Source organism: Ferruginibacter yonginensis (assembly GCF_042651465.1).
GTDB lineage: Bacteria > Bacteroidota > Bacteroidia > Chitinophagales > Chitinophagaceae > Ferruginibacter > Ferruginibacter yonginensis.
In genome coordinates, this window is the sequence record NZ_JBHSCZ010000002.1 from 1 (window position 1) to 12961 (window position 12961).

Consider the following 12961-nt stretch of genomic DNA (forward strand, 5'->3'; position numbering starts at 1 on the left):
CAACATAGCTATTGCTGCCATTGGGGCGGGACGGAATAACAATCATCGGCTGTACAAATCCAAGCAGCAGTTCGGGCGGACGGATTTCTCTTGAGCATCAGTTCTAATCATCAACTTAATTTTATAATTTTAACTTCATCACCAGGCAGGACGTCGGCAAACCCAACGACCAGCAATACCCGTTCGTTGTACAATACCTTTAACAACCACCTTGCTCCCATTCAAGTTTGACATAAAACTTTTTCTATTTTTGTCGCTAGCTTTTTTTCTTTCGACTATTATTGGAACTCTTTCTCACGAGTTGGGACACTATACGGTTGCAAAATCACTAGGTTACTATTCAAAAGTAAGTTATGGTTATACAATCTGGGACGACACTACTAATAGGCCTTTTATAGATTCAATTTATTCGAAATACTACAAAGAGATAGAATCTAATCAAGATTTTCCTAGAAAGAAGGAATTTGATTTGATCCAAAAAAAATATAATAAGGATGGTTTTTACATTACTCTTGGTGGACCAATTCAAACTATGTTAACAGGCTCATTTGGATTTATTTTATTATTAACTCAAAAAAGAAAAATAATTGAAAGAGATCGCATCAATCCTTACCAATGGTTATCTATTTTTTTATGCCTATTCTGGCTTAGACAATCGGTAAATTTTATTGTGTGGGTAATTACTTATCTTATTAATAATAAAGTATTAACAAGAAGTGATGAAATTAGAATTGCCATATCATTAAGCCTTCCAAAAGAAAGTTTAACAATTTTTACAGCTCTTGTAGGAATTGCAGTTTTAATATTTGTGATATTCAAAATAATTCCAACTAAGAAAAGATTTACATTCATTTTAGCAGGACTTTTTGGAGGGACATTTGGATACTTTTTTTGGTTATTTTGGATAGGGCCAAAATTAATGCCGTAATAAGGCATCGTACAACAAAGCTATTGCTGCCATTGGGGCTGGACGGAATAACAATCATCAGCTGTGCAAATCTAAGCAGCAGTTCGGGCGGACGGATTTCTCTTGAGCTGCATTTCTAATGATCAACTTAATTTTATAAATTTAACTTCAGCACCGGGCTAGACGTCGGCAAACCCAACGACCAGCAATACCCGGCCGTTGTGCGTCACTTTAGACAGACCGTTCAATAACAAAAATGTACAGACTTAAAAATCTTTTTTACTTCAGTCTTATCTGTTTTGTCTTGACAGCTTGTAATGAACAGGCACAATATAACCAACAAACTTCTTCTAAGGTTGACACAACTCAATTTACAACAAACGCAAAACATTGCGTTTATTCTGACGATACTTCTCAACTTTGTAAATGCACGGCTGAGTATGCACTTAAAGACAGCTTTAAACTGACACATATTAAAGACCAATTTTATAGAAGTAAAACGGGACATCTTTATGAAAAGACAATCGCAACAAAAGAAGTGCAAGGTCAAGACACATTGGTTGATGTAACTTATTTTAATGGATACTTTTCACAAGAGGTTGACCCGTTAACTTTTGCACCGCTTGACGGTTGGTATTCAAAAGACAAAAACTATGTTTACTATTATAGACCTGTCAGCGGTGCTATGCAAATTTCAAAAATTGACATGGCAGACAGCAAGACTTTCAAAATACTTGCAGGACATTATAAATATGCAATGGACAAAAATTTTTTCTATGACGAAACCCAAACCATTAAAGGTTTTATACCAAACAAAACCAATTTAAAAACCGACAACAAAGGACGAATAATTGAAATGACTTGCAATAACAAGACTTATAAACTTGAAATTTCGAAATAGAAAAGCGAACGCACAACAAAGCTATTGCTGCCATTGGGGCGGGACGGAATAACAATCAGCAGTTGTACAAATCCAAGCAGCAGTTCGGGCGGACGGATTTCTCTTGAGCTGCATTTATAATCATCAACTTTATTTTATAAATTTAACTTCAACACCGGGCTGGACGTCGGCAAACCCAACGACCAGCAATACCCGTCCGTTGGCTGCCATTAATTCAAACACCATAAAACTTGAACCTTTTGAAAATTTTATTACGACTTACTCTTTTGTTTTCAATTTTCTTCTGTTCTTGCAAACCTAAACACCAAGGAGAGAAAAAGACAGGACTGCTATCAAATTTGGTAAGCATTACAGATAATGAGGACAGAGGAATTAAAGAAATTATTGCATTTTATGGTGGCCAATGTGAATATGGAGTTGAAAAAAAAGTCTATACAAACAAAGCCAATGAAAGCAATTTTTGGCTCAAATTAAGTAAAAGCGCTTCAATTGATAGTTTAGCAAAAGTTCCTGAATTGCATTGCTCAAATATTGTATATATCTTGTATAAGAACTTAGACAAGGAAAAAAACAATTATAACCATATTGAAAGTGAATTAATTTTTGGTGATGGTGGGACTATGAAATCTAGTTTTACAATAGCCCAACTTGAAAAGGTAAAATCAAAAATTCAACTAGTTGACAAAATTGTGAGCCTCATATAAGATAAAAAATTCAACGACATAAAGAATTACTTAATTGTCGACACAGCATTATTTAAATATGACAAAGAAATATTAATTTCAAACTTGGAAAAAGCCGAACCTGAATTTGGTAATGCCTCAGACTTTATTCCATACGGATTTAAATTTTCAAAAGTTGAAAACGGTCAAGAGATACTTCATATATCTGGTTTAATAAAAAGAGATAAACAAAGTAACTACTTTAGCGTAGACCTTAACCCAAATAGTTTAAAAGACGAGATATATTCTTTGGACTATCAACTTTAACGGCAGCCAACAAAGCTATTGCTGCCATTGGGGCTGGACGGAATTACAATCATCGGCTGTAAAATTCCAGGCAGTAGTTCGGGCGGACGGATTTCTCTTGAGCTTCAGTTCTAATCATCAACTTTATTTTATAAATTTAATTTCAGCACCGGGCAGGAAGTCGGCAAACCCAACAACCAGCAATACCCGGCCGTTGGTAGCAATTTTAAACAGACTACATTCTTTCAAACAAAATGAAGACTCAATCAATCGTAATTGGACTTATCGCTACCGTTGTAATTCTGTATTTTATTTGGACAAAATTCAAAAATCAAAAGCATCAGACTGACACAGATACATCCAAACAATCAACAGAACTTTTACCAACACAAGAAAAGCAAAATGATAAACTCGTAATTGTAAAAAATGTTAGTTACACAGACTTACAGACAATCCTAACAGGATTTTGCAATATGTACAACAAAGAACGTTACCAAGCTCGACCAAGACTTACTAAAATAACAGAAAGTGAATTTGCTATTACATTTCCCTTTGATATAGACTTTATAATTTTTTGTTACTTCATCAACTATGTTCATTATCCAATGGACTTTGACAAAACTTTTTATGTTACAGGTTGGACAACGACAAAAAGTGGAGACAATTGGATAACAGAGAAAAGTGCAAACAAAAAAGTAATGCTTTTTATTCCATCTGACGACACAGACCACGACAATGTTTATATGACTACGATTGACAGTATTGGTTTTAAACTTGGCTTTGCAATTGGTGAAGAAAAACAAATGTTAAACGAACCAAAAAAGAAATTTAGTTCTCCGACAATTGATATTTTAGAATTAACAAACCTAGTGCACAAAGACTTCAAATAGCTACGAAAAAACTGCTACCAACAAAGCTATTGCTGCCATTGGGGCTGGACGGAATAACAATCATCGGCTGTACAAATCCTAGCAGCGGTTCGGGCGGACGGATTTCTCTTGAGCTGCATCTCTAATCATCAACATTATTCTATAAATTTAACTTCAGCACCGGGCAGGACGTCGGCAAACCCAACGACCAGCAATACCCGGTCGTTGTAGGCAATTTTTGACAGCCCCTAATTTATGAGACAAATTTTCGGACGACTAACAGCAGAACTAACAAAACACACGACACCAAAAACTGTTGGGTCAGACAATGGATTTCCTATTTCAACCTTCAGGCACTTAGTTGAACAAGTAGCAAAACTTTCCTACCTAAATAAAGACTACCTGCTTTTTTTTCGAGGGCAGAAAAGCGACTATAAAAACACATATAACAATTCAACCTTCTACCCGACAATTTACAGAAGTGAATATTTGACACAGCAAGAATTGGATTTCAGGTTTGACAAACTGAATAGTGCAAGTAAGATATTAAGTGAATTGTTGACAGAAAATAAAATTGAGGGTGCAAATGAAATTCAAAGAAAGAAATTAATTCAATGGAGCTTATTACAACACTATGAAGTAACAGAAACACCGCTAATTGACGTAACCCAGTCTTTAAGAGTGGCTTGTTCGTTTGCACAATTAGCAAATAAAGAAAAAAGTGCATTCATTTACGTCTTTGGACTTCCGTATTATTCAAACAGAATTTCTGTAAACTCAGAACACGATTTAATTAATATTAGGCTTCTTAGCATTTGTCCACCACAAGCATTACGACCTTATTTTCAAGAAGGATACTTAGTTGGTACAGACGATATAACAAATGAATATTCAAACAAAGGGGAACTTGACTTAAATAATAGGCTAATAGCAAAATTTGAAATTCCAAACACAGAGAGATTTTGGGGTAAAGATTTCAATAGAATTCCTGAAAGTGCATTATATCCAAAGGGCGACACAATCGAAAAAATTTGTAAAGAAATAGGTCAAGAATTAGTAACTGATATAGCACCTGCAAACATTGGCGACTTCTTGAAATTGTGGACAGAGTTTGAACAAATTATTTTAACTGATGCAAGACAATTTAATAGAGCAGTTCACAATATGAGAGACGCTCTACTAACCTTAATGAAAAATCGGGATTACAAATATGGACTGTTGAAAGAGTTTGATTATCTAAGAATGTTTAGAAACAAACTTGTTCATAATCCGACAGGAATTTCAAATGAAGAGTTACGACGAAACACAGAAAATTTGCGGCAGATAAAAAATCAATACCAATAAAACTGCCTACAACATTGGTATTGCCAATAGTGGGGCTTGACATTGGAGCAATCAGCAGCCGTAATTCTTTTGTACTGTGGTTCGGGGCTCGACGAATAAAGCCCAGCTTTAGGTCTTAATATTTAACTTTATCAAAAAGCCAGGCAGCGGTTCCGGCGGACGAAATCCTATTTCCCCACCATCGGCAATACCTGCTCGTTAGCTCCAATGCCGCTGCGGCGCAAGGCCAAACATCGGTAGTTAGAAAGGAAGCATTAAACAATTTACTTGGGAATATTTTTTGTTGCTTTTGTACATAGCCGAGCAAGGATAGTTTAATATTAGTTGTAGTTTATTACTGTTGGACGCAGCAGGTGTATGACACTTTGTTGGCACATAAGCTAACATCGGTATTTGCAAAATCTGGGCTGGACGAATAAGTCATCGGCTAGAAGAGTTCTAATTAGCAGTTGTTCGGGCTGGACGTTACTAATCAACTAATTTTCTTAATTTCATCATCAACAACAAACCAGCATCGGTCGGGCAGACGGAACTCGAAATTCCCAGTCTTCGCAAATACCCGGCCGTTGGCAGTAATACGAAAGCCTCTATGCATAATCAAAAAACGATTTTGACAATTTTCCTTCTATTAACTTTTACAATAACTTATGGACAGAAAAAATTTAAAGTAGTAGAAAAGGAAACCGAAACATGGAGAAGTATTTATTATTTGGTAGATATAAATGGTAAAACATTTCGACAACTTGACACTTCAAAATATTACACCTGTTTCACTATTAACGGTTATGGATACTTTGCAATATTTGGGAAGAAAGACTTTAAAGGTTGGGCTGCTATTGATGCTGATGAAAATGTATTATTTAATGTTTACAATACAAGTTTTGGTGAACCGACTCCAGATAATATTATAGAAAATAAAATTAGAATTGTTGACAGTGCTAATTTAATTGGTTTTGCAAACAACAAAGGGAAGATAATTATCAAACCAACGTATGAAATTGCAACTTCATTCCATAATGGAAAGGCAATAGTTGGACAAAGTTGTACAAAGAAACTTTGGGGTGACGGACATTTAAAAGAAAGCGACTGTCACCATTATTCTATTATTTGTAAAAAACACGGATTTATAAATGCAAAAGGAGAAATAAAAAAAATTGGAAATTATTCCTTTGAGCAAATAGCAAAAGAAATTAATTGGAAAGAAACAGAAGAATAGAATTACTACTGCCAACAAAGCTATTGCTGGCATTGGGGCTGGACGGAATAACAATCATCAGCTGTACAAATCCAAGCAGCAGTTCGGGCGGACGGATTTCTCATGAACATCAGTTCTATTCATCAACATTATTTTATAAATTTAACTTCAGCACCGGGCAGGACGTCGGCAAACCCCAACGACCAGCAATACCAGTCCGTTGCCTGCTATGTTAAAACAGCATTCCGTTTCAAAACATAAATCCTGAAAATGCGAATTCTTTTATTTTTCTGTATCATCATTTGGATAAGTTGTTCAGGACAACAAACTAAAGTTGGACAAACTCAAATTGACACAGCAAAATTGTTTGACCCAAGACCAGAAAAATTAGAGGTTAATTTTATGCCTCTTGACATTTACAAAAATTGTATAGAAATAAAGGAAGGGTATTTCGTAATTGTTATTAATGAAATCCAAAATCGATTCGACACAGAAAGTGAACTTTCAAACTACATTAAGACACACACTGACGAAATAAACAAAAGGAAAATTTATGTTCTTTATGACAGCAGTGTTAGCTTTAAACAAATTGTCTCGATACTTGCTTTATTAAAAAATAATAAGTTAGACAATTACCGTGTAATTGATATGGACACCTTTTTCAGTTCTCCACCACCTGCAATTGTGCAAGCACCGACTTTAGTTTCTAACAAAATAGATGAAAATGATTCAACGAATTTCATTATAACAATTTTGGAAAAAGGTATCAGAGTCAATCACTTAAAGACAATCACTAATTTTGTAAACGCTTCAGGACTTGACAATTTTATTACGAAACATAAAACCGAAATTGATAGTACAAAGATTTTTGTAGCTTCTACTGCCATGACACCTTACACAAGATTTAAACTTGTAAAAGAAGTTCTTAAAAAACACCAGTATTTTGTCTTCAAAATTGTTGTAGACAAGCAAAACGAATAAACACAGCAGGCAACAAAGCTATTGCTGCCATTGGGGCAGGACGGAATAACAATCAACAGCTGTACAATTCCAAGCAGCAGTTCAGGCGGACGGATTTCTCTTGAGCGACATCACTAATCATCAACTTTATTTTATAAATTTAACTTCAGCACCGGGCAGGACGTCGGCAAACCCAACGACCAGCAATACCCGGTCGTTAGCGGATATTTAAATAAACATCACAATGGATACAAACCAAGTTTCATACCAATACTCTGAGGTTATAGACAAATATCAAAAACTTGGACAGAATATAGTTCAAGCTCTAGAATTATTTCTTAATGAAAAAGAAATTAGTTTTCTGTCAATATATTATAGAGTAAAAGATAAAAATAGTTTCTTAGAAAAAATAGAGAGAAAAAAGTATGAAAGCCCTTTTGAACAAATAGAAGATATTTGTGGGGTTAGAATAATTTGCTATTATCAAAACGACGTGCAAAAGATAGCCGAGATAATTAAAAATGAATTTGAAATTCTAGAAAATGAAGACAAAGAAAATTTACTTAATACTGACCAATTTGGTTATCGTTCAACACACTTTATAGCTAAAATAAAACCAAAATGGCTTCAAGCTCCAAATTACAGAGGACTAGAAAATCTAAAAACAGAAATTCAGGTTAGAACCGTCTTAATGCATTCTTGGGCAGAGATAGAACATAAATTGGCTTATAAAAAAGATATCCATATCCCGAAAGAATTGAAAAGAAAACTTTACAGAATTAGTGCAAAACTTGAAGAAGCCGATGAACAATTTGAAGAACTTAAGAATTCAATAATTGATTATCGTAATGACGTAACAAACATTTTAAATACTGAAGATATACAAAATGACGAGATTGATTTAAACCTTGACAGCCTACAATCTTTTTTAGACTTGAATTTCCCAGAGAGAGTAAAAAATATTGAAATGACAAGCGATTTAGTTGATGAATTCTCAAAATTTAATATTTCTTTAAGTGAACTAAAAAAATCATACAAGAAAGTAAAAAATTATTTACCTGAAATTGAAATTGAGATTTTTAAAGATGAAGTTGTTGAAAAGAAAGAGTGGGTTCAAGTCGGTATCGCAAGAAATATTATGGATTTAACTAATGAAAACTATCGTGAAAATCGAAATAAACCTGAGAATGTAAAAGAGCTTGACAGGTTTTGGGCAGAGAAGATAAAGCAAAATAAATAAAACATCCGCTAACAAAGCTATTGCTGCCATTGGGGCTAGACGGAATAACAATCAGCAGCGGTGCAAATCCTTGCAGCAGCTCGGGCAGACGGATTTCTCTTGAGCTTCTCTCCTAATCATCAACATAATATTATAAATTTAACTTCAGCACCGGGCTGGAAGTCGGCAAACCCAACGACCAGCAATACCCGGCCGTTGTAGGCAACCTTAAAGACATTCCGTAAGATGAGAAACATAATTGCTATTTTCCTTTTCTGTTTGACACTTACTGCTTGTGGGCAAAGCAAAAATTCGGACGCAGTAAAAGATTTGACAATTGACCCACGCATTAAAAGCGAAGTTGAAAAGCATATTGAAAACTCAAAAGAGCTTGACGCATTTAAAGACAAAATGGAAGTCTATATTAATTCAGGCGACATCCAATCATATCAAAACGACAGTCTAACTATAAATTCAAAAATGGGCAGCTACAAAGCACCTTTTAAGTCGTTTTATTTGTGGCATGGCGACACTCTTTCAATTGACGGAGCATTTGGACTTTTTGGAGGCGTTGGCTTTGGAATTGAAATTGTAAATAATAAAGCTATCCTTTATCACATGCTAAGTTCGGACGACTTTCCTTCCTATTGTTACAATGCAAATGACAGTTTAATATTTCGGCTTGAAGTTCCATGTAGCGACACAAAAATTATTTTATCGGAAATTCCTGACAGCACGAAAAAGCAAATTATTTACGGCTATGTTGAGTTTAAAAGCAAAGACTATTATGCAAGTAGTGGTTCAGCAGACGGACAAGAAATACTTCCACGACAAAAAATGCGAAACAACATGAAGCTGTATTTTAAGAGTGGACATTTGAACTTCTAAAACATTTGACCGACAAGGCTGCCTACAACAAAGCTATTTGCAAAATCTGGGCGGACGATCAGGTCATCGGCAGGAACAGTTCTAATCAGCTGCGGTTCGGGCAGGACTTTAAAAATCAACATTATTTCTTAATTTCATCATCAACAACAAATCAACATCGGTCGGGCGGACGGAACTCTAAATGCCCAGTCTTCGCAAATACCTGGCCATTAGCAGCCATACAAAATGACACCTCAAGAAAAAGAAATAGATAATTGGAAGTTTGAAGCAATTCGAAGTCGTTTCCATGCGTTTTACGGAATAAACTTAACTATTGAACAAGCCAAAGAAATTAATGTATTTGAGCAAGAGAAATCAATTTATTCAGAAAAATACTATTTCTCAATATGGGAAGAATGGGATTATGAACTTTCAACTTTCAAGAAAATATTAAAGCCAGAACAATTTGCCATTTTCGAACAAAATGTGAAAAACACAGTAGAAAATTATCAACAAAGTCTAATTGAGCAAGACATAGAAAATCTAAAAGAAATTGAATTCAATAAAGCGGCTATACAATATTATGAAGAGCAATTTTTGCAAGACTTTTTTAAAGATCCAGCTCTTTATAGTTTCATTTGGCTTTCAGCCGATAAAGCAAAAATTGAATTTCTAAAAGCTGAATACAAAAAGTTTTTAAATGAATCAAAAAAGCAAATTCTTATAGATCATTTTAGGCATAATAGATTGTTCAAACCAAACGAACTTGAAGCTTCACTACTCAGACATAAAATATCATATTTATGGCCAGATTACTTCTCTTTCAAATCTCAAATGGACGAACCAACAAAAGCTATGTCTGAATACTTGTTACGAAAACTTAAATATTTTATAGAAAAGTATGATGAATTAATAGTAAACAAATTAGAAGGCTTACAGATTTTTCATAAAAATAATTTTGAAAAATATCATGATAAAAGAAATGAAAGTCTACATATAGTATTTAGAAAAACAAATTCTGATGAAGAAAAAGAAAACAGAGTAATGAGCTTATTGCTATTAGATCAAGAAAAGTACGGCTGCTAACATCGGTATTTGCAAAATCTGGGCAGGACGAATAGGTCATCGACAGGAAAGTTCTAATCAGCTGCGGTTCGGGCAGGACGTTACTAATCAACATTATTTCTTAATTTCAACATCAACTAAAAATCAACATCGGTCGGGCAGACGGAACTCCAAATTCCCAGTCTTCGCAAATACCCGGCCGTTGTGCGTTATGCTAAACGACCACCCTACTAACCGACAATGATAGCAGAATTTATTGGACACGGTATTCACGAAGACGACAACGAAACTTGTGGCAACTATGTTTGCTCATCACTCAAGAATTCCGTTTTTACGGACATAACAGTTTTTGTTGCTTTCATTCGCAAACCAGGAATTTTAGAGTTAAAACCATTTATTCAACAAGCGATTTCTGAAAAAAGAAACGTTACATTCTTCGTTGGGCGTAATAAAACCATGACAGAACTAACAGGCATTTTTAAACTAATCGAGGAGCATACCTTTACAGCAGACAAATGCTTTTTATGTGGTTGTAGCTTGACAAACGATAATAAAACTGAAGAACATGTTATTCCAAAATGGTTACAACATCAGTTTAATCTTTGGGACGAAAAGATTTCCCTCCTAAATGGTACGCTACTTCCATACAGGCTTTTGACAATTCCCTGTTGCTTTGAATGCAATAATCATCACCTCAGACCATTTGAAGATAAAATTAAAGCGGCAGTTGATAGTGGATATGAAGAGTTTCAAAAAGTGGACAAAGAATTATTGTTTTTATGGTTAGGCAAAATTTATTTCGGAATAATGTATCGAGAGTTATTCTTAAACTTAGATAGAACAGATCCTGAAAAAGGAACCATAACAAATCCTGAATACTTAAAATCATTTTATTCTCATTTCTTATTTCTACAAGGCATCCGAAAACTTCACACATTTAATGATTTTTTTCCGGCATCGATTTACCTTTTCAAAACTCAAAAGCCAAACAATATTAAAAAACAGTGGGACTTTATTGACAGTCAAAACACTCCCTTTGTCTCAATTAGAATGGGAGAAATCGGAATAATAAGTGTACTCCAAGATTGTGAAGCGACTTACCAGCTTAAAGAGTTATTAGACCATCATAGAGATATTGACTTGCATCCACTTCAGTTTAGAGAAATGACCGCTAAAATTTTATATAAAAGGTTTTTAATGAACCGTACACCAAAATTTATGAATGTTCAAAATGGCGGATCAACTGAAACACATCTAATGTCTCTACAAGGCTTAAGTGACAAACCAATCTTTGATGATTGGAATAATGACGATTATTCGCTTTTATTATCTGATATTACTGGAGTTCCTTTAGAGATTTGTCAACCGGAAAAAGGAAAAGTTTGGACTTGGATGATGGACATAGATGGTAATTCTACTTTTATACCCGTTTAATAGTTGAATTACTACGCCCAACAAAGCTATTGCTGGCATTGGGGCTGGACGGAATAACAATCATCGGCTGTACAAATCCCAGCAGTAGTTAGGTCGGACGGATTTCTCTCCAGCTTTATCACTAATAATCAACATAATTTTATAAATTTAACTTCAGCACCAGGCAGGACGTCGGCAAACCCCAACGACCAGCAATACCCGTCCGTTGCGTACCATACTCATGCAGCACTTTAAAGCTTTTAGTTGTCTATATTATTAAGTTATGAAAATTATTTCCAACATATATGTTTTCATTATGGCACATATATGTTGGAATGAAGAAAGAACCTTTTAATTTAAAATTATGAAAACCTACTTTTTATGTCTTCTGCTTTTTGTCGCAACATTTTCTTCTTGTAAAAAAGACAATGTTAATAATGGAATAATAGGAAAGTGGAAACTTATAGAAGTATACGATGGATATGCTAATGGTGGAAATTTTCAATGGAACAATATTTCAAATGACTATTCTCACTCATTAGAATTTTCAGAAAATGGGCAATATCTTCGTCAAGAAAATATAAATGGGAATAACCAACAATGTATTGGAACATATATTTTACAAACAGATAACAATCTTGAAATAAATTCTAATTGTAATACTGCAATAGAGAAAATGAAAATTAGCGAATTAACAACTACTATACTTATTATTGACAGACAAGTAATCGAAGGAAAAATTCGCTACAAGTATACCACAATAAATTAAATGTACGGCACACAACATGCTATTGCTGCCATTGGGCCGGAGCGGATTAACAATCATCAGCTATACAAATCCAAGCAGCGGTTTAGGCATACGGATTTTATTAAGCTACTCTCCTAAACATCAACTTTATTTTACAATTTTAAGTTCAGCATTATGCAGAACGTCAGCAAACCAAACGACAATTAATATACTGGAAATTCAAAGTAAACTTTCTTTTTTTTAAAAAAATGAAAATTATGAATAAATCATTTTTATACTTTTTGTAATGATTTTAACTTCATTCACATAAAAAAAAGAACCAAAGTTTGAAATCAATAATTTCAAGAAGAATTTTTCAAAAACTAAAACTGACTTATTTGTATGCAAATACGAAGTTTCAGATTTAGAATACAGAAATTTTCTGTCAGCATTGAAAATGCTAATGAAAGAAGAGATTTATTTACGTTGTTTACCAGACGCTTTATGTTGGAAAGAAAAACTTAAT

The 12961-nt window shown here is 34.2% G+C and carries 13 protein-coding genes; all 13 read left to right on the forward strand.

Features of this window, described 5'->3' with window-relative positions:
* Positions 1-250 precede the first annotated feature (250 nt).
* The 13 genes from ACFOWM_RS07105 (at position 251) to ACFOWM_RS07165 (ending at position 12477) form a co-directional block, all read left to right on the forward strand.
* A complete protein-coding gene (locus ACFOWM_RS07105) occupies positions 251-928 on the forward strand; it encodes a hypothetical protein (RefSeq protein ID WP_379708281.1) in 678 nt (225 codons plus the stop codon).
* A 235-nt stretch (positions 929-1163) separates the two neighbouring features.
* Positions 1164-1808 carry a hypothetical protein gene (locus tag ACFOWM_RS07110; RefSeq protein WP_379708283.1) on the forward strand — a complete coding sequence of 215 codons (645 nt, stop codon included), beginning with the start codon at positions 1164-1166 and terminating at the stop codon, positions 1806-1808.
* 239 nt (positions 1809-2047) lie between these two features.
* The gene (locus ACFOWM_RS07115; RefSeq protein ID WP_379708285.1) at positions 2048-2512 is read left to right on the forward strand and encodes a hypothetical protein; all 465 of its coding nucleotides are present in this window, start codon (positions 2048-2050) and stop codon (positions 2510-2512) included.
* An 84-nt stretch (positions 2513-2596) separates the two neighbouring features.
* Positions 2597-2797 (forward strand): hypothetical protein, encoded by a 201-nt coding sequence (locus ACFOWM_RS07120; RefSeq protein WP_379708287.1) that lies wholly within the window; start codon positions 2597-2599, stop codon positions 2795-2797.
* A 233-nt stretch (positions 2798-3030) separates the two neighbouring features.
* On the forward strand, positions 3031-3666 hold the full coding sequence (locus tag ACFOWM_RS07125) for a hypothetical protein (protein ID WP_379708289.1): 636 nt from the start codon (positions 3031-3033) through the stop codon (positions 3664-3666).
* Between the two features lie 234 nt (positions 3667-3900).
* Positions 3901-4989, forward strand: coding sequence for an FRG domain-containing protein (locus tag ACFOWM_RS07130; RefSeq protein ID WP_379708291.1), 1089 nt, complete (start codon positions 3901-3903; stop codon positions 4987-4989).
* Positions 4990-5578: 589 nt separating this feature from the next.
* Entirely contained in the window at positions 5579-6205 is a 627-nt protein-coding gene (locus tag ACFOWM_RS07135) for a WG repeat-containing protein (RefSeq protein WP_379708293.1), read from the forward strand.
* 249 nt (positions 6206-6454) lie between these two features.
* Positions 6455-7165, forward strand: coding sequence for a hypothetical protein (locus ACFOWM_RS07140; RefSeq protein ID WP_379708295.1), 711 nt, complete (start codon positions 6455-6457; stop codon positions 7163-7165).
* Between the two features lie 223 nt (positions 7166-7388).
* Positions 7389-8384, forward strand: a complete 996-nt coding sequence (locus ACFOWM_RS07145) for a GTP pyrophosphokinase (protein ID WP_379708297.1) — start codon at positions 7389-7391, stop codon at positions 8382-8384.
* Positions 8385-8609: 225 nt separating this feature from the next.
* Positions 8610-9251, forward strand: a complete 642-nt coding sequence (locus ACFOWM_RS07150) for a hypothetical protein (protein WP_379708299.1) — start codon at positions 8610-8612, stop codon at positions 9249-9251.
* Positions 9252-9476: 225 nt separating this feature from the next.
* Positions 9477-10316: a hypothetical protein gene (locus ACFOWM_RS07155; RefSeq protein WP_379708301.1), complete on the forward strand. Its 840-nt coding sequence runs from the start codon at positions 9477-9479 to the stop codon at positions 10314-10316.
* 219 nt (positions 10317-10535) lie between these two features.
* The gene (locus tag ACFOWM_RS07160) at positions 10536-11729 is read left to right on the forward strand and encodes a hypothetical protein (protein ID WP_379708303.1); all 1194 of its coding nucleotides are present in this window, start codon (positions 10536-10538) and stop codon (positions 11727-11729) included.
* A gap of 343 nt (positions 11730-12072) precedes the next feature.
* Positions 12073-12477: a hypothetical protein gene (locus ACFOWM_RS07165; RefSeq protein WP_379708305.1), complete on the forward strand. Its 405-nt coding sequence runs from the start codon at positions 12073-12075 to the stop codon at positions 12475-12477.
* Positions 12478-12961 lie beyond the last annotated feature (484 nt).